The organism is Microbacterium sp. cx-55, assembly GCF_021117345.1.
Taxonomy (GTDB): domain Bacteria; phylum Actinomycetota; class Actinomycetes; order Actinomycetales; family Microbacteriaceae; genus Microbacterium.
Window position 1 is genome coordinate 2,259,363 of sequence record NZ_CP088261.1, and the last position, 25,353, is coordinate 2,284,715.

The window sequence follows — 25,353 nt, forward strand, 5'->3', positions numbered from 1 at the left end:
CGTGCTGTCCGCGCGGGCGGGGCGCTCAGCTCTTTGCGGCGAGCGCCGCCTGGTACAGCTCGCGAGACGAGTGACCGGTATGCGCCGAGACCTCGCCCGCCGCATCCTTCAGGCGCATGCCGCCCGAGACGAGTTCCTGCACCCGGGCCACGGCGTCGGGGAAAGGCAGAGCGGATGCGGCGGCGCCCTCGACGACCAGCACGATCTCTCCGCGGGTGCCCGGCTCCGCCCACGCCACGAGGTCGTCGAGCGGGCCGCGGACGACCTCCTCGTGCAGTTTCGTGAGCTCACGGCAGACGGCCGCGCGACGGTCGCCGCCGAACGCGGCGGCCATGTCGGCGAGGGTGTCGGCCACCCGCGACGGCCCCTCGAAGAAGACCATCGTGCGCGGCTCGGCGGCGAGCGACGACAGTATCCGGCGGCGATCCCCGGACTTCCGCGGCGGGAACCCCTCGAACGTGAAACGGTCGGTCGGCAGACCCGCGACCGCGAGCGCGGTGAGCACGGCGGACGGCCCCGGGAGCGCGGTGACCGTCACCCCCTGCGCCGCGGCCTCCGCCACGACCCCGTAGCCCGGATCGCTGACGGTCGGCATCCCGGCGTCGCTCAGCAGCAGCACGTCTTCGGATGCGGCGCGCCGCACGAGTTCCGCGGCCCGCTGCTTCTCGTTGTGGTCGTGCAGCGCGATCAGCTGCGGCCGATTGTCGATGCCGAGCGCGGCGAGCAGACGCTGCGTCGTACGGGTGTCTTCGGCCGCGATGACGGTGGCCGTCTCGAGCGCGGTGACGAGACGACGGGTGACGTCGCCGAGGTTACCGATGGGCGTCGCCGCGAGGATGATCACCGGCCCAGCATAGGCTGGGGGCCGTGACCACGAGCGCCCCGCCGTTGCTGCCGACGCGGCGCCCGACGGTATTCGACCGCTGGCGCGACACGGTGCGCGCGAGCCCCGTCCTCTCGCGTCGGGTGGACCTGTGGACCCCGGTCGCGCTCGTGCTGCTGGCCGCGATCACGCGATTCGTGAATCTCGGTCATCCGCAGTCGATCGTCTTCGACGAGACCTACTACGTGAAGGACGCCTGGTCGCAGTGGCTGCTCGGCTACACCGCCGACTGGCCGGACGGCGCCGATGCCGCGTTCGCCGCGGCCGCCCCGCTCGAGCCGCTCGCCCGCGGCAGCTATTCGGTGCATCCGCCTCTCGGCAAGTGGCTGATCGGGGCGGGGATGTGGCTGTTCGGCCCCGGCGACGCGTTCGGCTGGCGCTTCGCCGCGGCCCTGTTCGGCACGGCGACCGTCCTGCTGGTGTTCCTCGTCGCCCGCACCCTCACCGGATCGACCGCGGTCGCCGGGCTCGCCGGCTTCCTGCTCGCGATCGACGGGCTCTCGATCGTGCTCAGCCGGATCGCGCTGCTCGACGGCTTCCTCGCGTTCTTCCTCCTGCTCGCCTTCTGGTTCGTCCTCCTCGATCGCCGCACGCACCTCGCACGACTCGCCGCCCGGATAGGTGCACGCGACGAGCCACCGCAGTGGGGACCGGTGCGGTGGAACCGCCCCTGGCTGCTGGCCGCCGGCCTCGCGGCCGGTGCCGCCACCGGCGTCAAGTGGTCGGGGCTGTACGTCCTCGCCGCCCTCGGCATCTACGTCGTCGTGACCGACGCGCTCGCCCGTCGGCGGCTCCGTGTGTGGCAGTGGCCGATGGATGCCGTCCGCCAGGGCGCCGCATCCTTCCTGCTCCTGGTTCCCGTCGCCGCGGTCGTGTACCTCTCCACCTGGACGGGGTGGCTGCTCACCTCCGGAGGCTACGACCGGCAGAGCGTCGTCGACGGGGCCGGCGACGCGTGGGCGTGGGTGCCCGCGCCCCTTCAGAGCCTGTGGGCTTACCACGAGGCGATGTACGCGTTCCACGTGGGGCTCGTGACCCCGCACAGCTACGCGAGCCCCGCGTGGCAGTGGCCGCTGCTCGTGCGGCCGACCTCGATGTACTGGCAGCAAACCGGTGATTCGGTCGAGGCGGTCTCCAGCATCCCGAACCCGCTGATCTGGTGGGCGGGGATCGCCGCGGCGATCTTCATGATCGTGCTGTTCGTGCGGCGCCGCGATGCATCCGCCGCTCTCGTTCTGACCGGAATCGCCGCAACGTACCTGCCCTGGCTGATCTATCCGGACCGCACGATCTTCCAGTTCTACACGGTGGCGATGATGCCGTTCCTCGTGATCGCGATCGCGCTCGCGGCGCGTGAGATCGTCGGCGGTCCGAGGGCCGCGGCAGCGGTCGGAGCTCCTCCGGATGCCGTGGCCGCACGCCGCGTGATCGGCCAGCGACTCGTCTGGGTGTTCGTGATCGCGGTGACCCTGGTGTCGCTGTTCTGGTACCCCGTCTGGACGGCGATGCCGGTGCCCTACGACTTCTGGCGCCTGCACAACTGGCTGCCCACCTGGGTCTGACCGCGCAGGCTCTGCCCCGTCACCCGGTTGCATGTCCCACTTTTTGCCGCTCTGAGCAACCGATAGCGGCAAAAAGTGGGACACGCGCCGCGAAAAGTGGGACATGCACGGCGGCGGGAGAGGCACGGCGGCGGGAGAACCCGCTCGGGTCAGCGGCCGGGGGTTGACGCCCGCGAGAGAAGCCGGTCGGGTCAGCGGCCGGGGTCGGCTCCCGCGGCGAGGATCTCTTCGGCGCCCGACTCGACATCGATCGGGATGGCGACCGGACGACCGCCGGTGAACGCCTCGTGCTCGCGCACGAGCACCGCCTCGATGTCGACCGTGCGGATGTGCGGGAACCGCGTGGCGAGGCGCTGCACGACCCCCGCATACGAGGTGAGGAGCCACCCGTCCACGATGGGGCTGTCGGAGGTTCCTCCCGCGAGCGGGAACGGGATCGAGGTCACGACCTCATCGTCGCACCGGATGGGGCGAAACGGGCCCGTTCGCCGGGGTAGGTAGGTACGTGAGCAAGAATGCCCGCGAGCCTTCCGAATCCGGAGCGATCCCCGCGTCTGCGCGGCGGGGCGCGGGATCAGCGGGTCGCCGGCTCCTGCGCGTCGACCTGATCGACCGCGGACTGCAGGCGCGCGAGGCAGTCCATGACGATGAGGGTGTCGGCCGGCGACATGTCGATGACGGCGCCCAGCATCCGCTGGTGCATGTCGCCGAGGGTGGCGCGCACTTCATCGTCGGTGTCGACCGTGGGCACGACGTAGATGCTCCGGCGGTCGGTCGCGTGCCGTTCGCGGCGCACGTGACCCGACTTCTCGAGTCGGTCGATGATCGCGGTCATCGACGCGGTCGACACCGCGAGGTAACGAGCGAGTTCACCGGGAGAGACCATCTCGCTGCGCTGCTTGGCTTTCAGGAGGTAGCGGAGCACGAGCAGGTCGTTCTCGCCCATCGACATCGACTCGCGGGTGCGGCGGCGCATGGCGACCTCCGCGGCACGGTAGAGACGGAAGGCCTGCAGCAGATCGATGGCGCGACGGCGCTGCGCTTCATCGCTGGCTTCGTACCAATATCCGCTGTTCGGATCGCTCGGGTCCGGCATGAGTCCGATGATAGACGTGGCTTCCATCGTCATGGCGCCCTCCTCCGCGGTGTCGATCCTGAGATAGCTCACAGTTTAACTAAGTTAGCGAGCTTTCGGCTCCGTCTCCACTGCCAGATCCGCCGGGACGTGAACCGGAAGCAGACACACGAAGCCGCGGCAGTCGTAGGCGGTGCTCCGCCCGCCCACCGCGGTCCGGTCCGCCAGCAGCGAGAACCCCGCCTCCGCCCACGCCGCCGCCCCCGCGACATCGACCCGCACCACGGTGTCGGCGTCGGCGGCGAACGCCGCCCGCGCCAGCGGATCACCCGCAGCCTCGGCGACGACCACGACGATCTGTCGCGGAGCCGTGGTCAGTCGCGCTGCCACGCCCAGCAGCGAACCGTGCGCGAACGGCTCGGCGACGGCCCGGGCGATCCCGTCTCGCACGATGCGCTCCGCGATCCCGCGGTACTCCTCACCGACTCCGAGCTCCCAGAGGGTCAGCGCCGCATCCGCCACCGCCGACGCACCGCCGGGGCGATCGATGTCAGCGTCATCGACGGGCGGCGCCGCGAGCCCGGCGAGCACCGGATCTCGGCCGCCGGGGGTCCGGAGCGCGCCCTCGACGATGCAGAGGTCAACCAACCGGCGGGCCTCGCGCGCATACGCCAGCTCGCCCGTCACCATCGCCAGCCGGAGCAGACCCCCGGCGTATGCGCCGTAGTCCTCGAGCGTCGCGGATGCGGGCGAGCGGATCTCATCCAGCGATGCCCGGCGCAGGAAGCCGTCGGCGTCGACGTTGGCCTCCTGCACGGCGTCGACCGCCTGCCGCGCGGCGGCGATCAACGCCGGAGCATCCCGGCGAGCGCCCGTCCTCGCGAGGGCGGCGATCGCGGAGCCGTTCCAGGCCGTGACGACCTTGCCGTCCACGGCGGGCGCAGCCAGGGACACGCGCTCCGCGGCGCCGGCCAGGTAGAACCCGCCCTCCGTCCGGCGCTCGTCGATGACGGACTCCGAGTCCTGAGCGGCGCCGAACCCGCCCGACGCGACCTGCAGCGTGTCGAGGAGGAACCCCGCGACACCCTCCGCGATGTCACCCCGGCCCGCGTCGAGGGCGACCTCAATGAGTCCCGCGTTGTCGGTCAGCATCCGCTCGTAATGGGGCACGGTCCAGTCCCGACGGGTGGCGTAGCGGAAGAACCCGCCGTCGACCGAGTCGCGCAGCGGTGAGTCGGCCATCGCGTCGAACGTCCGGGCGGCGAGCGCCGCCGCATCCGGTCGCTCAGATCGCAGACCCCGCTGCTGCAGAAAACGCAGCACCGGAATGGTCGGGAACTTCGGGGTCTCGATCGGGGCGTCGGATGCGGCGAAACCGCCGAAGATGCGATCCTCGCGCGCCGCGATCTCGTCGACGAGGGCGGCGAGATCCGCCCCGGAGGGGAGCGCCGACGAGGACTGCACCTCGGCGGCCGCGGCGACGAGCGCACGCTGCAGAGCCTCCGCGGTCTCCCCGACCGCATCGCGCCGTTCCGTCCACGCCTCCGACACCGCGGCGACGACGTCGCGGAACGCCGGGTGCCCGGCCCGCGCCTCCTTCGGCCAGTAGGTGCCGGCGAAGAACGGGCGCCCCGCCGGCGTCGTGAACACCGACAGCGGCCAGCCCAGGTTCGGAGTGAACGCGGATGCTGCCGCCATCATCACCGCATCCACCTCCGGATGTTCCTCCCGATCGACCTTGATCGCGACCAGATCGCGGTTCATCAGGGCCGCGGTATCGGCATCCGAGAACGACTCCGCGGCCATCACGTGGCACCAGTGACAGGTCGAGTAGCCGATCGAGACGAGCACCGGCACATCGCGTCGCCGCGCCTCTGCGAAGGCTTCTTCGCCCCACGGATACCAGGCGACGGGCTGTCCGGCGTGACTGCGCAGGTACGGGCTGGCGGATGCGGAGAGCCGAGACATGCAGCAAGGGTAATCAGGGCGTCGCGCAACCCGTCGGGGTTGCTCGCAACGCTGTGGTAGGAAAGGTGGACGACCTCCGCGCTCGGGGCTCGTCTGGGTTTGGCTGTACGCCCGAAGGGGGATGGGGTGGCGCAAAGACTGCCCGCTGCGCCTCCGGTTCTGCCCGGGTTCACGTACGTGCGCCCGCTCGGGACCGGCGGCTTCGCCGACGTCTTCCTGTTCGAGCAGGACATGCCCCGGCGACCCGTCGCGGTCAAGGTGCTTCTCGAGGACCTCGTCGACGACGGTCTGCTCCGGATGTTCAACGCCGAAGCCGATGTGATGGCCCGGTTGAGCGCGCACCCCTCGATCTTGACGATCTACCAGGCCAGCATCTCCTCCGACGGTCGCCCGTACCTCGTGATGGAGTACTGCCCGAGCTCGCTGGGCTCGCGGTACCGGCGCGAGGTCATTCCGGTCGCGGAGGTGCTCCAGGCGGGCATCAAGATCGCGTCGGCACTCGAGACCGCGCACCGTTCGGGGCTGTTGCACCGCGACATCAAGCCGTCGAACCTGCTGATCACCGCGTTCGGAGCGCCGGTGCTCGCCGACTTCGGCATCGCGACGGCCGTCGGTGGCCGCGGCGAAGAAGAAGTGTTCGCGATGTCGGTGCCGTGGAGCGCGCCCGAGATCATCGACGAGCGCGTCGCCGGTTCGGTGCCGGCCGAGGTGTGGAGCGTGGGGGCGACCGTGTACTCGCTGCTCGCGGGTCGGAGCCCCTTCGAACGCGCCGGCTCCGGGCAGAACTCCCGCGACCAGCTGAAGACCCGCATCCGGCGTGCCGCGTACACGCCGATCGGGCGCTCCGACGTGCCGGCCAGCCTGGAGGCCGTGCTGAGCCGGTCGATGCAGCGCGACCCCGCCGCACGCCAGCCGTCCGCCGCGCAGTTCGCGTACGAACTGCAGCTCGTCCAGCACGAGCTCGGACTCCCGCACACGCCGATGGAGGTCGCGGTCGACGAGTGGGCATCGGCCGGCGCCGCGGTCGACTTCGCCGACGACCGCGCCCGCGGTCCCGTGCGACCGAGCGTGCAGTACGAGTCCCGTCGCCCCGAGCGCGTCCGCGGCGCCGGCGCGCACCGCCCCGACGAGGGCACCGTGCTCGCGGGCGCCGAACCCCGCGGACGGCGTCTCTCCGGCGGACTCATTGCCGCGATTGCGGTCGGCGCGGTCCTGATCGTGGCCGCCGCGGTCGTCGTCACCGCCATCGTCGTGGGAGGTCGCTGACGTGTCGAGCTCTTCCGACAGCCCCCGCATCCCGCGCCGCACGTGGATCATCGGCAGTGCGATCACGGCCGTCCTCGCGCTCGTCGTGACCCTCGCGGCGGTCTGGCCCGGGTTCGACGCCCAGCAGACGCCCCCCGACGACGGCACGATCTGGGCCATGCAGTCGGGCGAGGGCCGCCGTTACGCCCGCGTGAACACGACGGTGAACGAGATCGACACCGTCAAGCAGGTCGAGAACCCCAGCGGAATCGTGCAGAACGCGAACCGCCTCTTCGTCTACGCCGAGGGCGACACCCGATTCGCCGACGTCGACATGGCCACCCCGGTCGACCTCGACGCCGACGCCGAGGACGCCTTCCAGAACACCCCCGCCGGCACGGTCGACGTCGTCTCGCAGGGAGACGTCATCGTCTACCGGACCGACGGCGGCGCCGTGTACGCCTCCTCGCTTTCTTCCGGCGCGACGGCGATCTCGATCGACCCCTACGCCGAAGACGAGCCCGCCGAGGGCGAGGACCGCCGCACGTTCGTCGCATCGGCCGTCTCGGTCGGCACGGATGGCACCGTCTACGCGTACTCCGGCGCGGAGCAGCGCGTCATCCGGGCGGATGCGGTGTCCGGACGCGTGCTCGGAACCGACGACGTCACCGACGGCCCGGCCGAGGGCGCTCAGCTGAGCGCGATCGGCGATTCGTGGGCCCTTCTCGACACCGAATCCGGCGCCCTCTGGGTGCGCGGACGCAACGAACCGCTCGAGTCCGGAACGACGGGCGGCGTGCTACAGCGCCCCACGACCGACCGGGACGACCTCTACATCGCCGATACGACCGGACTCGTCGCCGTGCCGCGCGACGGTTCCGCGCCCGAACGCGCCGACGACACGGCGCAGGGCACCCCGGCCGCGCCCGCCGAGCTGAACGGCGTCGTGTACGGCGCGTGGCTGCCCGACAGCGGCGGGGCCGGCACGCTCTGGTCGAGCGAGAACGGCGCGTCCGACCTCGACTACCGCGGCGGCACGCTCGGCGACGAGATCGAACCCGAGTTCGTCACCAACGGCTCACGCATGATCCTCAACGAGACGCGCTCGGGATGGGTGTGGACCCTCCCCGACGGTGAGCTCGTCCCCTCGTCGCAGGAGTGGAACTCCGAGGACGACCAGCCGACCGTGCAGCAGGACGAGGTCGAGGCCGAGCGCGTCATCGACCCGAAGCCGCCGGTCGCCGTGAACGATGCGTTCGGTGTGCGCGCGGGCCGAAGCGTGGTGCTCCCGGTCATGCTCAACGATCACGATCCGAACGAGGACGTGCTCAGCGTCGTGGCCGCCTCGGTCGAGGGCCTCGATCCCGCGTTCGGCACGGTGGGCACGGCCAACGAGCAGCAGGAGCTCGTCGTCCGGGTGTCTCCCGAGGCCACCGGCACGGCCACGTTCCGCTACCGCGTCACCGATGGCACGACGACCGACGGACTGACCTCCGAGGCCGCAACCGTGACGCTCACAGTCGCCCCCGACACGCAGAACTCCCCGCCGGTCTGGTGCGGCGTCGAGGGTTGCCTCTCCACCTGGCCGAACCCCCAGGTCGTGCCCGGCGGCACGGTGGCGGTCAACGTGCTCGAAGGCTGGGTCGACCCCGACGGCGACCCGATCTACGTGTCGTCGGCGGTGAACCAGTCCGGCATCGGGTCGCTCGCGCTCGACCCGCAGGGCACCGTGACGTTCCAGCATCCGAACCCCAACGCCACCGAGGCGCAGAGCATATCAATCGCGGTAACCGTGTCGGATTCGCGCGGGCAGTCCGCCGACAAGCCTCTCGAGATCTCCGTCACCCCGAGTCCGCAGCTCACGGCGCAGTCCTTCGCCGCCGTCGGATCGGCGGGTCAGCCCACCACGATCGACGTGCGGCCGCATGTCACGGGCGTCAAGGGCGGTCTGTCGATGCGTTCGGCGAACACCCTCGACCAGGGCGGCGCCGACATCGCGGTCAACAGCGTCGCCGGCACCTTCCAGTTCTCCGCGCCGAACCCGGGTTCGTACCTCGTGCAATACGTCGTGGCCGATGAGATCGCGGAGTCGACCGGCACCGTCCGCATCACGCTCGTGGACCCGGCGCAGACGCAGATCTCCACCCCGCCGCTGACGGCCTTCGTCCGCCCGGGCGAGGACGCCACGGTCGATGTCATCTCCGCCGTGGCGAACCCGGCCGGACTCGTGCTGCTCGCCAGCGACGTGCAGACGAACCCGGATGCGTCGGCCACCCTGACCGTCGACCTCGTCGGCCAGAGCATGCTGCGCGTGGCCGGCGCGACCGACAACGGTCAGCCCGGCGTGCTGGGCGTCATCTCGTACACCGTCTCGGACGGTACCGGCAACGGGTACACCACCACCTCCGGCGAGGTCACGGTCGTGCTGCTGCCGGCCGCCGAGGCCGAACCCCCCATCGCGGTCGACGACGCGGTGACCGTGCGTGCGGGCACGCAGATCGACATCCCGGTGCTCGACAACGACACCGCGCCGGCCGGCGCCCTGTTCGCGATCGACGCGTCCGCCATAACGAACGAGTCCGGCGAGGGCCTCGCGTTCGCGACCGGTCGCCTCCTCCGCTACCTCGCTCCGTCGGCGCCCGGGTCGTACGCGGTCGGCTACACGATCTACCGCATGGGGTTCCCCGACATGACCGACACGGCGACCGTGACGGTCACCGTGCTGCCGGATGAGGCCAATACCGCTCCCGTGCCACGGACGCTCGTCGGCCGCGTCCTGAGCGGATCGACCGTGTCGATCCCGTTCGATCGCTTCGCCGTCGACCCGGATGGCGACGCCGTGACGCTCGACCGCATCGTGGCGCAGCCCGAGCGCGGATCGGCGACGGTTTCCGCCGAGGGCGACGCGATCGTGTACACGAGCAACGCCGGCGACAGCGGGCAGGTGTCATTCACGTACCAGGTGCGCGACGCGCAGGGCGCGACCGGCACGGGCGAGGTGCGGGTGGGCGTGCTCGACGCCGAAGCCGATCCGAGCCCGGTCACGTACAGCGACTACCTGCAGGTGCAGGCCAACGACGACGGTGAAGCCGTGGTCCGGCCCGCCGACAACGACATCGACCCCTCGGGCAGCAGCCTCGAGGTCATCGACGTGCGCCCGAACGCCGAGGTCGGCACCGCCGAGTACCGCACCATGGAGGAGATGCTCGACGGCATCGATGCCAACGAGGTCCGGCTGCTCTCCGGCACCCAGCTCGGCACATACTCCTTCGCGTATACGGTGCGAAACGGCAACGGCGACACCGCGATCGGCCTGATCGTGCTGAAAGTCGTTCGCGACCCCGTGCCCGACTACCCCGTCATCCGCGACACGACGCTGACCGTCGAAACGCGCGAGGACTTCCCCGACGGCGTCGACGTGCTGAGCGGGAAGGTCTCGTGGAGCGGCGGCGACGCAGCATCGCTGTCACTGTCGCTCTGGAACGCCCCCGACGGCATCGAGGTCGACGGTCGACGCATCTCGGGGCGAATCCCCGAGCGCACCCTCCTCATCCCGTTCCAGGTGACCGGTACGTCCTTCGACGGCCGCGAGGTCACCTCCTACGGCTTCCTCCGCGTCCCTGGTACCAACGACCTACAGTTGACGCTGCGAAACTCCGCCGCGACCGTCGAGGTGGACGAGCGGGCCAGCGTCGACATCGACATGCAGCGCTCCGTCGCCCTCCCCGCGGGAACCGACATCGAGATCGACGGCTCCCGGATCGCGACGGGCGGCGCCCGCGCCGAAGCGGGGTGCGCGCTCACGTCCGGCACGACCGTGCGGTACACCGCAGGCGCCGGGGCCCCGTGGCGCGACACGTGCACGATCCCCGTGCGCCTGGTCGGCCAGGACGACTACACCTTCCTCACCGTGCAGGTGCAGATCATCGCGGAAGACCCCCAGCCCGAGCTCCGCCCGGCCTCCCTCACCGTCAGCCCCGGGTCATCGGCCACGTACGACCTGACCGACATGACGACGTGGGCGGGCACCGAGGACTGGGCGGCGCTCAGCTACGGGTTGCGGTACAGCGGCGACCAGTTCACGGTCGAGCAGGCCGGCAGCCAGGTGACGGTCACGGCCAAGGACGCCTCCCGCCCGGGCCGCCAGGAACCCGTCACGATCACGCTGCCGAGCCACCCCGACACTCCCCCCGCGACGCTGGCCCTGACCGTGGGACCTGCCCCCTCCACCCTGCCGAAGGGTGCGAGCCTGACGCAGACGTGCTCGCAGTCCGCCGGCAACAGCTGCACGATCAACGTCATCGGCGCCGGCGGCGAGGTCAACCCGCTGCCGGGCACCCCGCTGCGCCTCATCTCGGTCGGCGGCGGCGCCGGCGGCAGCTGCACGGGTGTCACGTTCTCGGTCGCGAGCGCCACCGCACTTCAGGCGAGTTGGGCGGCGGATGCGGAAGGCACCCGCTGCACCGTCGGCTTCACCGTCGAGGACGCCCAGGGACGCCAGTCGAGCGGAGACCGCAACGGCCAAGTGACCCTCGACCTGCAGGGCTACCCGAAGGCGCCGAACGCGGTTACGCAGACGGCGTTCGGCGACAAGTCGATCACGCTGCGCGTGGATGCGGGCGCCGCCGGCAACGCCTACCCGGCGCTCCAGGGCTTCCGGATCTTCGACGGCGGCCAGCAGGTCACGACGTGCGCCTCGAACGGTGTCTGCCAGCCCTTCACGGTCGGCGCAAACGGCGACCAGCGCACCTACGAGGCGCGGGCCTACAACAGCGTCGGCGACTCCCGGGCCGGCGTCACGGCGCGCGCCTGGGCCTACCGCTCCCCCACCGTCGGCCAGGTTACGGCGGAGCCCATCTACCAGGAGGGACGCACGAGCAACGACTCGGGCGTCGTCCGCATCCGCATCCAGAACAGCGATCCCGAGGTGCGCACGTACGAGGTGACCGGCGCCGGCGCCCCCGTGCGGAAGTCGGGCAGCGAGTACACCGAGCTCGCCGTTCAGCTCCCCGTCGGGGGAACGACCATCACGGTGACGCCCACGAGCAACAACGAGGCGCCCGACGGCAGCGGCTCCGTCGGCTCTTCGGGTCAGGCCAGCGTGAATGTCGCGGGCCTTCCCCGCACCGGCGACGTCTCGGTCGCCGCGGAGGCGAAGAACGCGATCCGAGTGAGCGATGCCCCTCTCGATCGGAACGGCAGCAGCCGCGCGAACGAGATCATCTACGTCGCCGTTCCCCGCGGTGCGGACTTCTCCTGCTCGGTGGGCTCCGACGGCACCGGGCTGCGCGTGTCGGGCGGCCAGGAATCGTCGTCGTCCACGATCTCCGGACTCCAGGAGAACCGCGAGTACACCGTGGGCGCCTGCGTCAGCAACGGTTTCGGAGCCGCGAAGACCGGAACAGCAACCGGCTGGGCCTGGAACCAGGCCGGAGCGCCGGTCCCCCAGAACCCGACGTACGAGATCCCGGATGGGCGCGGCAACGGCAACGGCACGTATCTCGTGCGGTCGGCACCCAACGTGAACGCGCCGCTGGGCTACGAGACCGTGTTCTTCGGACACCAGGGAGAGTCCACCCAGTGGCAGCAGCCCGCGATCGGTGCCGAGGGTTCCATGCAGGTGAAGTTCTGCGTGCAGGGCTCGAACCTCTCGCGCTGCGGCGCACCCGTCCGGATCACGGCTGCCGATGCGTCGCGCGCGAAGCAGGTGCAGCTCGCCGATCCCGCCCTGACCACCTGCATCGTCGGATCGCGGCTCCAGGCCGCAGTCGGCCAGAACCCCGGCGGCCTGGGGACCCTGGCCATCAAGTCGACCGATCCCGCTCCGCGCTTCTACAGCGAGGGGATTCTCGGCGGCGTCTTCGCGTCCGAGCTCGATCCCGACCCGAATGATCCGCTGAAGGTGCCCAACGGCACGTCCCGTGCCACGGCACGACTCGCATTCACCTGGACGGACCCCGCCGCCCAGTACGGCACGCTTGGATTCGACGTGACGTATCGCGGATGCACCGGCAGCGTCGCTCCCGAGCCCACTCCCACGAACACCCCGCCCACCGGAGGCTAATTCCATGACCGTCACCCCCGAGCAGACGACCTGGTTCCAGGAGACGTTCGGCGCGCTCGTCGAGAACGTCGAACAGGTGGTGCTCGGTAAGCGCCACGTCATCGAGCTGGCGTTCACCGCGCTCGTCTCCCAGGGCCACCTGCTGCTCGAGGACTTCCCCGGCACCGGTAAGACCGCGCTCGCCCGTGCGATCGGTCAGACGATGCAGGGTCAGAACTCCCGCATCCAGTTCACTCCCGACCTGCTCCCGGGAGACGTCACCGGCATCACGGTCTACGACCAGAAGCGCGGCGAGTTCGAGTTCCACTCCGGACCGATCTTCGCGAACATCGTGCTCGCCGACGAGATCAACCGGGCGAGCCCGAAGACGCAGTCAGCGCTCCTGGAGGTCATGGAGGAGGGCCAGGTCACGGTCGACGGCGTCTCGCGCAAGGTTCCGGTGCCGTTCCTCGTCGTCGCGACGCAGAACCCCGTCGAGCAGGCCGGCACGTACCGCCTCCCCGAGGCGCAGCTCGACCGCTTCCTCATGAAGACCTCCCTCGGCTACCCCGACCACGCCGCCACCGTCCGCATCCTGGAGGGGTCCGGGAACGGGCGCCGCGAGGTCAACGCCGTCATCACCCCCGAAGCGGTGCAGACGATGTCGGCGATCGCGCAGGACGTCTACCTCAACCCGCTCGTCCTCGACTACATCTCGCGGGTCGTCGAAGCCACGCGCCAGGCGGCGCAGGTGCGTCTGGGCGTCAGCGTCCGCGGCGCGCTCGCGCTCACCCGCGCCGTCAAGACCTGGGCGGTCGCCCACGGCCGCGCCTACGTGACCCCCGACGATGTGAAGGCCCTCGCCGAGCCCGTGCTCGCACACCGCCTCATTCTGGACGCCGAGGCGGAGTTCGACGGGGTGACGCAGGGGGCCGTGATCGGGCAGGTCATGCTCGAGGTGAATCCCCCGACCCAGCGCGAGTCCGCGTGACGAACGACACCTCGTCCCGCATCACCCGCATCTCGTCGACATCGACGTCGACGGCGGGGTCGAGCACGCGCACGCGCTACGACACGTCGAGCCAGACGACCGTCATCGTCGTCGGCGGCATCCGCTTCTGGCGCCGCATCCGGCGCGCCGCGAAACAGAGCGCGACCGCCGTCGGGAACACGGTCACCCCGGGCGGATGGCTGCTCGTCGGCGCGGCGGTGCTCGGACTCGGACTCGGTCTTCCGCTCGGGTGGATCGAGTTCGCCGTCGCCGGCTTCGTCGCGCTCATCCTCCTCGTCTGCGCCGCCCCCTTCCTCTTCAGCTCGCGCGCCTACGACGTGTCGCTCGGCCTCGCGCACGACCGTGTCGTCGCGGGAAGCGAAGTGGCCGCATCCCTCCGCGTCACGAACGTCGGGTCGGGCGTCGCGCTCCCCGGCCGCGTCGACGTGCCGATCGGCGCGGGCCTCCTCGACGTGCCGATCCCGCTCCTGCGCAAGGGCGCCGTCCACGACGAGCAGCTCTCGGTGCCCGCGCTCCGTCGCGGCGTGCTCGATGTCGGGCCCGCCCGCGCCGTGCGCGGCGATCCCCTCGGCATCCTCCGCCGCGAGGTCGTCTGGGAAGACGTGCACACGCTCTACGTGCACCCGGTCACGACCTCCATCCCGAGCACGGCGACCGGCTTCGTGAAAGACCTGGAGGGAAACCCCTCCTCGCTCGTCGTCGACGCCGACATCTCCTTCCACGCGATCCGCGAGTACGCGCCCGGCGACTCCCAGCGCCAGATCCACTGGAAGTCGACCGCCAAGACCGGCACCCTGATGGTGCGCCAGTACGAAGAGACCCGTCGGTCGCGGATGGTGATCGTGCTCGCCTGCGGCGACGAGGAGTTCGCGAACGACGACGAGTTCGAGCTCGCCGTGAGCGCCGCCGCGTCGCTGGGCGTCCGCGGCATCCGCGACGGCCGCGACGTCTCCATCGTCGTCGGCGGCGAGGTGCCCGAGTTCGCACGACGTGCGGTACGCACCTCCCGCGACCTCACAACCATCACCGCGCGCACCCTCCTCGACGATCTCGCGGGACTCGAAAAAGGCGAGCGCATCACCCCGCTCGGCGACGTCGCTAGCCTCGCGGTCGAAGGGCACTCCGACGTGTCCATCGGCTTCCTCGTCTGCGGTTCGACCCCCACGCCCCGGATGCTGCAGCACGCGGCCCTCGCCTTCCCCGCCGACGTCGGCGTCGCGGCTCTCATCTGCGACCCCACGACCGAGCCCGGGTACCGGACGCTCGGGTCCACCTCGATCGTGACGATCGGTCTGCTCGACGACCTCCGGCACATCCTCGCCCGGAGCGCGAAGTCGTGAGCGTCGACGCCGCCGGCCGTCGTGCCCGCGCCCGCCGCGACGCCGGGCGACGCGAGCGCGACCTCACGTTCACGATCGGCAACGTCGCCTTCATCGACGGACTGCTGGTCGTCGGCGCCGCCGCCTCCTGGACGATCTCGCAGAGCCTGTGGTTCGTGCTGCTCGCGGGGGTCGGCATCGCCGCTGCCACCGCGATCGCGCTGGTCGGGGCCATTCGCGGCTGGGCGTGGTGGCTGGTGGCCGCCGTCACCGCCGGCGTCTACGTCGTGGCGGGGGTTCCGCTCGCCGCGCCCACCATGATCACCGACCCGGCGACGATCCTCGGCGCGGTCGTCGGTGTGCTCACCGCGCCCGTCACCGGGTGGAAGAACCTGCTGACCCTCGAGCTGCCGATCGGCATCTACCAGGCGACGCTCGCGCCGATCCTGCTCCTCATCCTGGCGCTCGGCGTGCTCGCCCATTCGCTCGCCCTGCGCGCGCCGCGCGCGTGGGTGCTGGCCGCCCCGACCGCGCTCCTTCTCACCGTCTTCGGCGTGGCCTTCGGATCGAGCGCCGTCTCGGGCGCATTCACGGTCGGCCCGTGGCGCCTGACCGGCGCATGGGAGGCGACGGTCGGTCTCGCGGCGCTCCTGGTCGCCTTCGGCTGGTATCTGTGGCGCAGCATCCACAGCCGTCGGTCCGCGCTCCGCGCCGCACGCAACGCCAACGGCGCCCGGCTCACCGGACGCGCGAACCGCACGCTCGGCACGCGCATCGCCCTGTCGGCCGGGATGCTGGTGGTCGCGCTTCTGGCCGGCGTGCTCGTCGCCCCCTGGGCCATCGCCGGCAGCACCCGTGACGTCATCCGCACCGCCGTCGACCCCGAGCTGCGCGTCCGCGAGGCCCTCACCCCTCTCGCCGACTACCGCACCGCGTTCACCGACGACCGCTACGACCAGGTCATGTTCACCGTGTCCGCCGACGAGTCCGTGGACCGCATCCGGCTCGCGACGCTGCCGTTCTACGACGGCCGGGTGATGCGCGCGACCGACCCCCTCACCGGCACCGCCGGCGACACCGCGTTCACGCGCGTTCCGGCGACGCTCACCGGCGACAGCGGTCAAGAGGTCACCGCCGACATCCGCATCGGCGCCTACTCGGGCATCTGGGTGCCGACGGCCGGCGACCTCGTCTCGATCGACTTCGACGGCTCCTCACGCGCCGCTCTTGCCGACGGGTTCTACTACAACAGCGACGCAGCGATGGGCGTCGAGCTGGCCGACCCGGGGCTGCAGGACGGCGTCGCGTACGAGCAGATCGGCCGGGTATCGGGCACGGTCCGCGACCCCGGCACTCTGACGCCCGCGCTGTCGAAGCCGGCCGTCGACCCCGCGTACGTTCCGGAGAGCCTGATCTCCTGGATCGAGACGCAGGATGCGCCGACGGGCGGTGCGGGTCTCGCGGAGCTGATCCAGCGGCTGCGCGCGCGCGGACTTCTGAGCCACGCTCTGTCGATCGATCCCGCGACTCCCCCGACGTGGATGGGCGATCTCGGCCAGTACACGTTCGAGCCGAGCCGCGCCGGCCACTCGACCGACCGCATCGGCGCGCTCTTCACCGCTCTTCTCGACAAGCAGAACGAGGTCGGCGGCACAGACGACGCGCAGCTCGTCGCCGCGTCGGGCGATGATGAGCAGTTCGCCGTCGCCGCCGCGCTGATCGCCGACCAGCTCGGCTTCCCCGCCCGCGTCGTGCTCGGCACGCGCCTGTCCACGACCGACGACTCCTTGTCGACGTGCGAGGACGGGGAATGCACGAGCGGGGACCTCGCGGCCTGGATCGAGGTGGCGGATGCCGACGGCACCTGGACGGCGATCGACACGAGCCCCCAGTACGCGGTCTCGCTCTCGCCCGACATCCAGCAGCGTCGCGACCCGCAGAACACGACCGAGGTCGAGCCGGAGCAGGCCGACACGGTGCTCCCTCCCGAGGCCGACCCGGCCGACTCCACGAATCAGGAGGAGGAGGAGCCGAACGCGCCCGTCGACCTCGCCTGGCTCTGGGCCACGCTCCGCATCTCGGGCATCGTCGTGTTCGCGCTGCTGATCCTCCTGCTGCCCGTGTTCACCGTGCTGATGGCGAAGCTGATGCGCCGCCGCGCTCGCCGCGAATCCCCGGATCCGCTCGACCGGGTGGTCGGCGGCTGGGAGGAGTACGTCGACACGGCGGTCGATCACGGAAAGCAGCCTCCGCAGGCGGCCACGCGCACCGAGACCGCCGAGGCGCTCTCCACAGGCATCGGATCGGACGGGAGTCGCCTCGCCGTGCTCGCCGACCGGTCGGTCTTCGCGCCGGTACCGCCGACAGACGACGACGGCGCGCGGTTCTGGGAGCTCGTTGACGCCGAACGCGCACGTCTGCGCGACGAACTCGGCTGGTGGGGCAGATGGAAGGCGCGGCTCTCGCTGCGCTCCTTCGCGCGCGGCGTGCGTCAGCTCGCCGCCCGGACACGGGCAGGTGGGCGATGACCGAGGGAATCGTACTGGTGACGGGCGCACGCACCGATGTCGGACGCGTGCGGGAGATCAACGAGGATGCGGTGCTGGCGCAGCATCCGGTGTTCCTCGTCGCCGACGGCATGGGTGGGCACGAGGCCGGCGAACTCGCGAGCGCCGAAGTCGTGGCGGCGTTCCAGCCGTTGGTCGGGCGTCAAGACGTCGAACCCGCCGATGTGGTGGATGCGGTCGCCGCCGCCCATGCCGCGGTCGCCCGCCTGTCGCGCACGCACGCGCGCGGCGCCGGCTCCACCGTGTCGGGGATCGTCGCGGTCGTGCAGAACGGCGTGCACAGCTGGTTGGTCGTCAACATCGGCGACTCACGGGTGTACCGCCTCGTCGGCAGCACCCTCGAGCAGCTGACGGTCGACCACTCGGTCGTGCAGGAGCTCGTCGACGAAGGTCGCATCACGCGCGCGGAGATGTCGACCTACCCGGGACGCAACGTGATCACCCGCGCGGTGGGCGATCAGTCCAGCGCGGCCGACTACTGGCTCGCGCCGATCGTCACGGGTGAGCGCCTGCTGGTCTGCTCCGACGGACTCTCGAACGACCTGAGCGATGAGGCGCTCCGCGCGGGCCTGTCGCTCGGCGGGTCGGCACAGCAGACGGCGCACGGGCTGGTCGACCAGGCACTCGCGCGCGGTGGTCGCGACAACATCAGCGCGGTCGTCGTCGACGTGCGATCGGGCGGGCTCGCCCAGCGCGCCGACGAAGTCACCGGCGGGTTCGCCACGAGTGCTGAGGCCACCGTGCATACGATCGACATCGACACCCATACCTCCGAACGACAGCGAGCCCGCCGTGACTAAGCGCACCTGGTTCGACGGCGACCTTCCCGCCGTCGCCACGGATCGGCTCGCCGTGCTGGTCGGGGGCGCGGATGGTGTGCCCGCCGCCCGCCGCGTGCTGGCGATCACCGGCGCCTCCCCCGACCCGACCGAGGTCCTGGATGCCCTCGTCGCCGAGGGGATCGCGGCGGTTCCCGCGTTCGCGATCGTCGCCCTCGACGAGGGTCATCTCACGGCGTTCCTCCGTGGGCCGTTCGCCCTCCGTTTCGAAGACGGCGGGCGCCGCGTGTGGCGCGTGGACGGCGTCGGGGCGCACACCTGGCGCGAGGTCGCCGCCGAGGGCGTCACGCGCGCCTGGGCCGGCGCCCCGGGTGCCGAGCCGCGTCTCCTCGATCTCGGCACGACCCCCGAGCGGCCCGTCCGCTCCGGCCCCACCACCGCCACCGGTGTGGTGCTGCGCACCGACCCCGCCGTCCGCCGGAGCGATCCGGTTGCGGTGCCTCCCGCGCCGGCGAAGGCGCCGGTCCGCATCCCGCTCCCGCCGGGGGTCTCCGCGCCTCCGCCCTTGCCGCACGGGATCGCCGCCCCGCCTCCCGTGCCGACGCCGCGCGCACCGCGTATCCCGCGCGCGATCCTCCTCCCCGACGGCGAGCGGGTGCCCATCGAAGGCACCCTGCTCGTGGGCCGCGGCCCCCGCACCGAACGCGTCGACGGCGAGCACCTGCCGACGCTGGTTCCGATCCCGCAGGCCCCGCGCGATGTCTCCCGCAGCCACGTGCGGATCTGGTCGGACGGAACGCGCGTGCAGATCGAGGACCTCGCGACATCCGGCGGCACGGCGCTCGTCGACGCCGGCGGCGTCGCGGTGCGCCTCATCGCGGATCGTCCGGCCGAAGTACAACCGGGCTCCGTCGCCGAGTTGCCCGGGGGCGCCCGCATCCGATTCGTGGAGGACGAGTGAGCACGCCGACGGGCGACAACGCCCCCGATCCCCTCGACGACAGCACCCGCATCGTGTCGCGTCCCGCGCCCGCTCCCGCCGCGGCACCCGAAGAGCCCGACGACGGCACGCTGCTCGTGCGGCGGCCCGCCGCGCCCGATGCGACCCCGCCACCGGTCGAGGAGCCCGACGACGGCACGCTGCTCGTGAGGCGGCCCGCCGCACCGGCCGCGCCCGAGTCCTCCCCCGACGACGCGCACCTCGCCGAGGACAGCACCCGTATCGTGGCGCGCCCCGCGACCCCGGCACCCGCCGACGAACCGGAGGACGGCACGCTGCTCGTGCGGCGTCCGGCCGCGAGCGCAACCGCGCCGGTCACCGCCGCCGAAACCGAAGACGCGACGCGTCTCACGCGCCCTCGCGCCGAGGCACCCGCTCCCGCGGCCACTCCGGCGGAACCGGCCTCCGACGACGCCACCCGCCTCACCCGGCGCCCTCCCACAGGCGACGCCACGCGCATCACCCGGCGCCCGGCATCCGACACCCCGCGCACCGCCGCGCCCCTCCCGGACGCCGACGACCGCACGGCGCTCGGCACCCGTCAGCCCGCGGAGGCAGCGGATGCGGAGCACACCCGCCTCGGCGGACGCCGCGCCGGCGCCGCGGCGCCGACGGATGCCACCGGTCTCTCGCCGCGGAGCCGCCGCTCGGCGCGCACGCGTGCCGCGAAGGCCGCGGCGGCGAAACCCGACGCGGTCCTCGCACCGCCGCCGGTCGATGACCGCCCGATCCCGGAGCGCTACGCGATCCGCACGCGTCAGGTCGGCGCCGCCCCGCAGAATGCGCCGACCGCACAGCCCGCACTCGCCGCGGGCGACGGCGGCCTGGCCGCGCGCACGGCCCGTCGACGCGCGCTCCGCACCCGCCTGACCGTGCTGGTCTCGTCGGCCGCGGTGCTGACGCTCGGCTCGATCGTCGGCCTCGTGCTGCTCATCACCGCGTGAGCCCCGGCTCGGGTTAGCATCGAAGGCTGTGTCCACGCCAGAACCCGTCATCTCCTACCCGCCCGAGCTGCCCGTCAGCGCCGCGCGGCACGAGATCGCGCGCGCTATCGCCGAGAACCAGGTCGTGATCGTCGCCGGCGCGACCGGTTCGGGAAAGACGACGCAGCTCCCGAAGATCTGTCTCGAACTTGGCCGCACCCGCATCGCGCACACCCAGCCGCGGCGGATCGCGGCCCGCACGATCGCCGAACGGATCGCGAGCGAGTTGCAGGTGCCGCTCGGCGGCGCGGTGGGCTACAAGGTGCGTTTCACCGACAAGGTCTCGGCCGACACGGTCGTCGCCCTGGTCACCGACGGCATCCTGCTCAACGAGATCCACCGCGACCGGCTGCTCCGCCGGTACGACACGATCATCATCGACGAGGCGCACGAGCGCTCGCTCAACATCGACTTCCTGCTCGGGTATCTGCGCCGCATCCTGCCCGAACGTCCCGACCTGAAGGTCATCGTCACGTCCGCGACGATCGACCCGGAGAGCTTCGCCCGCCACTTCGCAGACGCGAACGGCGTGCCCGCCCCGGTCGTGGAGGTGTCCGGGCGCACGTATCCGGTCGACATCCGGTACCGCCCGCTCGTTCCGGATGCGGTCGACCCCGATGAGCCCGACGACGACGAACCCGGCGCTCCCGCATCCGGTGACGAGGACGAGGTCTCCGCGATCGTGGCGGCCCTCCGCGAACTCGATCGCGAAGCCCCGGGCGATGTGCTCGTGTTCCTGCCGGGCGAGGCCGAGATCCGGGACGCCGCGGATGCCGTCCGTGGCGCCTACGCGAAGGACGCGGCCCCCACCGAGGTGCTGCCGCTCTACGGGCGCCTGTCGGCTGCCGAACAGCACCGGGTGTTCGAACGGTCGACCGTCGCCGGTGTGCGCCGCCGCGTGATCCTCGCCACGAACGTCGCCGAGACGAGCCTGACGGTTCCCGGCATCCGGTACGTCGTCGACGTCGGCACCGCGCGCATCTCGCGATATAGCAACCGCACCAAGATCCAGCAGCTGCCGATCGAGGCGATCTCGCAGGCCTCGGCGCAGCAGCGCGCCGGCCGGGCCGGCCGCACGGCACCCGGCATCGCGATCCGGTTGTTCTCCGAGCAGGATTTCGAGCGGCGGCCCGAGTTCACCGAACCCGAAATCCTCCGCACGTCGCTCGCGTCGGTCATCCTGCAGATGCTGTCGCTCGGGTTCGGCGACATCTCCGCGTTCCCCTTCCTGACCCCGCCCGACTCGCGCGGCGTCCAGGCCGCGTTCGATCTGTTGGTCGAGCTCGGTGCGGTGCAGCGCACGCGGCAGAGCACCACGCTGACGCCGCTCGGTCGTGAGATCTCGCGGCTGCCGATCGACCCCCGTTTCGCCCGGATGCTGATCGCCGCGCGCGAGGACGGCGTCCTCCGCGACGTGCTCGCGATCGTCGCGGGTCTGTCGATCCAGGACGTCCGCGAGCGACCCGAAGAGCGGCGGGAGGAAGCCGATCGCCAGCACGCCCGCTTCACCGATCCGACGAGCGACTTCCTCACCCTCCTGAACCTCTGGAACCACCTGCGCGAGCAGCAGTCCGAGCTCGGCTCGAGCGCCTTCCGGCGCCAGTGCCGAGCCGAGTTCCTCAACTACGTGCGCGTGCGCGAGTGGGTCGACGTGCACCGGCAGCTCAGCCAGCTGATGAGCCTGCCGCGGAACGCCGGCGATTCCGGCGGCGGGAGCGCGGATCCGGATGCGGTGCACCGCGCCATCCTCTCCGGACTCCTCTCGCACATCGGCGTGCTCGATGAGCGCGAGAAGCCGCGCGACGGCCGCGCGGCCAAGCCGGAGTATCGGGGTGCGCGCGGCGCGCGTTTCGCCCTGTTCCCCGGGTCGGGACTGCGCAAGAAGCGCCCGCAGGCCGTCATGGCGGCGGAGCTCGTGGAGACCAGCCGGTTGTTCGCTCGCACCGCCGCGGCCATCGATCCCGAGTGGGCCGAGCCGCTCGCGGGCGATCTGGCGAAACGGCAGCTGAGCGATCCGCACTGGTCGAAGGATGCGGGCGCCGCGGTGGCCGTCGAAAAGGTCACGCTCTTCGGCGTCGAGATCATCCCCCGTCGCCGCGTGCAGCTGGCGCGCTTCGATCGCCCGCTCGCGCGGGAGATGTTCCTCCGGCACGCGCTCGTCGAGCAGGAGTGGGATCCCTCTGCTTTCCCGAAGACGCTCACGGCCTTCGCCCGACGCAATCATGAGCTGCGCCGCCGACTCGAGAAGGTCGAGGAACGCGAACGACGACGCGACATCCTCGCTGGCGACGAAGCGGTCTACGCGTTCTACGACAGCCGGCTGCCCGCCGACGTCTTCGACGTGCGATCTTTCGAATCGTGGTGGCGCGACGCCGCGACCCGCACACCGAAGCTGCTGGATCTCACCGAGGACGATCTGCTCGAGAAGAACTCGCGCGCCGACGAACGCGATTTTCCGACGCGCTGGACGCAGGGCGACCAGGTGCTGACCCTGGCGTATCGGTTCGAGCCGGGTGCGGCCGATGACGGCGTGACCGCGGTCGTCCCGATCGCTCTGCTGGCGCAGATCCGCCCCGACGGCTTCGACTGGCAGGTACCCGGGATGCGCGACGAGCTCATCACGGCGCTGCTCCGCGCGCTGCCCAAAGCGATCCGACGTCACGTGGTGCCGGCGGCCGACTGGGCCGCTCGATTCGCCGAGGACCTGGCCGAGGCCGGACCGGAGAATCACGGCGGACTCCCCCGCGAGACCCTCGCCGCCGCGCTCGCCGCCCGCATCCAGCGGGTGGCGAACCAACCGGTGACCGCGGCCGACTTCGAGTTCGACCGTGTTCCCGCGCATTTGTCGATCTCGTTCCGCGCCGTCGACGAGCGCGGGCGCCCGGTCGGCTCCGACCGGGATCTCGTCGCCCTGCAGGCGCGGTTCGCGGATCGCGCGCGCACCTCGGTCGCCCGTTCCCTCGCGCGTCCCCGCGCGGGCGCACCGGCCGCGATCGCCGCGGTATCGGGCGTCGCCCCCGCCGCATCCGGTGCGGTGACCGAACGCACGGGCCTGACCGACTGGTCGTTCGGCGACCTGCCGGCGCTCGTCGACTCACCCGTGGCCGGCGGCATCGTCCGCGGGTACCCGGCCCTCGTCGACGCGGGCGCGTCCGTGACGCTCCGAGTGGAGGCGACCCCCGAGGCGGCCGCGCGCGAGACGAGGGCCGGCGTGCGGCGCCTCGTGCTGCTGGCCGTGCCCTCACCCGTGTCGTACGTGCTCGATCACCTCACCGCGAGCGAGAAGCTCGCCCTGGTCACGTCGCCGTACCAGAACGCGAAGGCTCTCGTCGAAGACGCCCGCGTGGCCGTTGCCGATGCCGTCATCGCGGGCATCGCCGCCGACGGCATCGTGCGTGATCGCGCCGCGTTCGAACGGCTGCGCGACGCATTCTCGGCGGCCGTCACCGACGAGCTGTTCCGCACCGTGTCGCTGAGCGCCCGCATCCTGCTCGCCCTCCGCGAGGTCGAGCGCGCCATGAAGCAGCAGAACTCGCTGACGCTCCTCGGGGCGCTCGGAGACGTCCGCGGGCAGCTCGCCGGACTCGTCTACCCCGGCTTCCTGTCGCGGACGGGGCTCGCGCGCCTCGCGCACCTGCCGCGGTATCTGCAGGGCGCGAAGGAACGCGTCGAGGCCCTCGCGGATCAGCCCGGACGCGACCGCGCCCGCATGACCGAGTTCGAGCGGATCGCGGATGGGTACGCCGAGGCGGGCGGCACAATCCCCCTGCCCGCGGATGCGCCCGCCACTCTCGTTCGCGCCCGGTGGCTGCTCGAGGAGCTGCGGGTGAGCCTGTTCGCGCAGCGCCTCGGGACCGCCGAGCCCGTGTCGGCGCAGCGCATCGCGAAGACGCTCCGGGAATAGCCCCGCGGATGCGCCGGTTTTCCCGAAGATGACACACGCGATCGTCTACTCCGAACACGGCGGGCCCGATGTGCTCCGCCTCATCGAGCTCGACACCCCCGCCCCCGGGCCCGGGCAGGTCGCCGTCCGCGTCGAAGCGGCCGGCGTGAATCCGATCGACGGCAAGCTGCGTTCGGGCTTGCGCGGACCGGGGCCGATGACGGCTCCGCGCCGGATCGGTAATGACGGCGCCGGTGTCATCACCGCCGTCGGCGAGGGCGTCGACGGGTTCCGGCCGGGCGACGAGGTCGTTCTGTTCGGGGCGAGCGGCGTCTACGCGACCGACGTCGTCGTGACGGTGTCGGCCGTGCAGCCGCGGCCTCCGCAGGTGAGCGCGGCGCAGGGCGCGGCCCTCGGCATCCCGGTCGGCACCGCCTACCAGTCGCTCCGCTCCCTCGCGGTGGGCCCGGGCGACACCGTGCTCGTGCACGCCGGATCGGGCGCCGTCGGACAGGCTGCTATCCAGCTCGCCGCGCTCTGGGGCGCGACCGTCATCGCCACCGCCTCGCCCGCGCGTTTCGACCGGCTCCGCGAGCTCGGCGCCGTCCCGGTGGCCTACGGCGACGGCCTCGAAGAACGCGTTCGGGCCGCCGCGCCGCAGGGCGTGACCGTCGCCCTCGATGCCGCGGGCACCGACGAGGCGATCCAGACTTCGCTCGCTGTCGTCGCCGACCCCACGCGCATCGCCACGATCGTGCGCGGTCCGGATGCCGCGGGATTCGGCATCCGCGCATTCTCCGGCGGCAGCCCCGAACCGCTCACCGACCAGCAGCAGGCGTGGCGGGCCGAGGCCGTGCCCGTGGTGCTTGCTCTGATGGCCGCCGGTCGTTTCACGGTCGAGGTCGGCCCGGAGTTCGCCCTCGCGGACGCCGTCGAGGCGCACCGTGTGCTGGCATCCGGAGCGAACGGCAAGATCACCCTCGTTCCCTGAGCCACCGGCACCGACCGCGAGACCGCAACTGCGCGACGAGACG

At 71.7% G+C, this 25,353-nt stretch carries 15 protein-coding genes; 11 read left to right on the plus strand and 4 right to left on the minus strand.

What is annotated here, in order from left to right:
* Positions 1 to 25: 25 nt before the first annotated feature.
* Positions 26 to 844, minus strand: coding sequence for a 16S rRNA (cytidine(1402)-2'-O)-methyltransferase (gene rsmI, locus LQ938_RS10680; RefSeq protein ID WP_223720608.1), 819 nt, complete (start codon positions 842 to 844; stop codon positions 26 to 28).
* A gap of 23 nt (positions 845 to 867) precedes the next feature.
* Here rsmI and LQ938_RS10685 point away from each other — a divergent pair, with 23 nt between their 5' ends.
* Positions 868 to 2,445 (plus strand): dolichyl-phosphate-mannose--protein mannosyltransferase, encoded by a 1,578-nt coding sequence (locus LQ938_RS10685; RefSeq protein ID WP_223720607.1) that lies wholly within the window; start codon positions 868 to 870, stop codon positions 2,443 to 2,445.
* A gap of 191 nt (positions 2,446 to 2,636) precedes the next feature.
* On the opposite strand, the gene LQ938_RS10690 is transcribed toward LQ938_RS10685, so the two are convergent.
* The 3 genes from LQ938_RS10690 to LQ938_RS10700 form a co-directional block, all read right to left on the minus strand.
* Positions 2,637 to 2,891 carry a three-helix bundle dimerization domain-containing protein gene (locus LQ938_RS10690; protein WP_223720606.1) on the minus strand — a complete coding sequence of 85 codons (255 nt, stop codon included), beginning with the start codon at positions 2,889 to 2,891 and terminating at the stop codon, positions 2,637 to 2,639.
* Between the two features lie 128 nt (positions 2,892 to 3,019).
* Positions 3,020 to 3,574 carry a MarR family winged helix-turn-helix transcriptional regulator gene (locus LQ938_RS10695; RefSeq protein ID WP_223720605.1) on the minus strand — a complete coding sequence of 185 codons (555 nt, stop codon included), beginning with the start codon at positions 3,572 to 3,574 and terminating at the stop codon, positions 3,020 to 3,022.
* Positions 3,575 to 3,625: 51 nt separating this feature from the next.
* Positions 3,626 to 5,488 carry a thioredoxin domain-containing protein gene (locus LQ938_RS10700; protein ID WP_223720604.1) on the minus strand — a complete coding sequence of 621 codons (1,863 nt, stop codon included), beginning with the start codon at positions 5,486 to 5,488 and terminating at the stop codon, positions 3,626 to 3,628.
* A 126-nt stretch (positions 5,489 to 5,614) separates the two neighbouring features.
* On the opposite strand from LQ938_RS10700, the gene LQ938_RS10705 reads away from it, so the two are divergent.
* The 10 genes from LQ938_RS10705 to LQ938_RS10750 are packed head-to-tail and all read left to right on the plus strand — an operon-like array spanning position 5,615 to position 25,310.
* Positions 5,615 to 6,754, plus strand: coding sequence for a serine/threonine-protein kinase (locus LQ938_RS10705; RefSeq protein WP_223720603.1), 1,140 nt, complete (start codon positions 5,615 to 5,617; stop codon positions 6,752 to 6,754).
* 1 nt (position 6,755) lies between these two features.
* Positions 6,756 to 12,797, plus strand: coding sequence for an Ig-like domain-containing protein (locus tag LQ938_RS10710; protein WP_223720602.1), 6,042 nt, complete (start codon positions 6,756 to 6,758; stop codon positions 12,795 to 12,797).
* Between the two features lie 4 nt (positions 12,798 to 12,801).
* Entirely contained in the window at positions 12,802 to 13,767 is a 966-nt protein-coding gene (locus LQ938_RS10715) for an AAA family ATPase (RefSeq protein ID WP_223720601.1), read from the plus strand.
* Positions 13,764 to 15,128: a DUF58 domain-containing protein gene (locus LQ938_RS10720; protein WP_223720600.1), complete on the plus strand. Its 1,365-nt coding sequence runs from the start codon at positions 13,764 to 13,766 to the stop codon at positions 15,126 to 15,128. The genes LQ938_RS10715 and LQ938_RS10720 overlap by 4 nt, the downstream gene beginning before the upstream one ends.
* Entirely contained in the window at positions 15,125 to 17,635 is a 2,511-nt protein-coding gene (locus LQ938_RS10725; RefSeq protein ID WP_223720599.1) for a transglutaminase-like domain-containing protein, read from the plus strand. The genes LQ938_RS10720 and LQ938_RS10725 overlap by 4 nt, the downstream gene beginning before the upstream one ends.
* The gene (locus LQ938_RS10730) at positions 17,632 to 18,474 is read left to right on the plus strand and encodes a PP2C family protein-serine/threonine phosphatase (protein ID WP_223720598.1); all 843 of its coding nucleotides are present in this window, start codon (positions 17,632 to 17,634) and stop codon (positions 18,472 to 18,474) included. Before LQ938_RS10725 ends, LQ938_RS10730 begins: the two co-directional genes overlap by 4 nt.
* Positions 18,467 to 19,414 carry an FHA domain-containing protein gene (locus LQ938_RS10735; RefSeq protein WP_223720597.1) on the plus strand — a complete coding sequence of 316 codons (948 nt, stop codon included), beginning with the start codon at positions 18,467 to 18,469 and terminating at the stop codon, positions 19,412 to 19,414. The genes LQ938_RS10730 and LQ938_RS10735 overlap by 8 nt, the downstream gene beginning before the upstream one ends.
* The gene (locus LQ938_RS10740) at positions 19,411 to 20,397 is read left to right on the plus strand and encodes a hypothetical protein (RefSeq protein ID WP_223720596.1); all 987 of its coding nucleotides are present in this window, start codon (positions 19,411 to 19,413) and stop codon (positions 20,395 to 20,397) included. Before LQ938_RS10735 ends, LQ938_RS10740 begins: the two co-directional genes overlap by 4 nt.
* Before the next feature lie 28 nt (positions 20,398 to 20,425).
* A complete protein-coding gene (hrpA, locus tag LQ938_RS10745) occupies positions 20,426 to 24,340 on the plus strand; it encodes an ATP-dependent RNA helicase HrpA (protein WP_223720595.1) in 3,915 nt (1,304 codons plus the stop codon).
* 28 nt (positions 24,341 to 24,368) lie between these two features.
* On the plus strand, positions 24,369 to 25,310 hold the full coding sequence (locus LQ938_RS10750) for a quinone oxidoreductase family protein (protein ID WP_223720594.1): 942 nt from the start codon (positions 24,369 to 24,371) through the stop codon (positions 25,308 to 25,310).
* The last annotated feature ends 43 nt before the right edge of the window (positions 25,311 to 25,353 follow it).

What these genes read in the sequence shown, in the direction of transcription:
- LQ938_RS10700 (WP_223720604.1), bottom strand. Translation starts at nt 5,488, where the DNA reads ATGTCTCGGCTCTCCGCATCCGCCAGCCCGTACCTGCGCAGTCACGCC.
- LQ938_RS10695 (WP_223720605.1), bottom strand. Translation starts at nt 3,574, where the DNA reads ATGACGATGGAAGCCACGTCTATCATCGGACTCATGCCGGACCCGAGC.
- LQ938_RS10730 (WP_223720598.1), top strand. Translation starts at nt 17,632, where the DNA reads ATGACCGAGGGAATCGTACTGGTGACGGGCGCACGCACCGATGTCGGA.
- LQ938_RS10715 (WP_223720601.1), top strand. Translation starts at nt 12,802, where the DNA reads ATGACCGTCACCCCCGAGCAGACGACCTGGTTCCAGGAGACGTTCGGC.
- LQ938_RS10750 (WP_223720594.1), top strand. Translation starts at nt 24,369, where the DNA reads ATGACACACGCGATCGTCTACTCCGAACACGGCGGGCCCGATGTGCTC.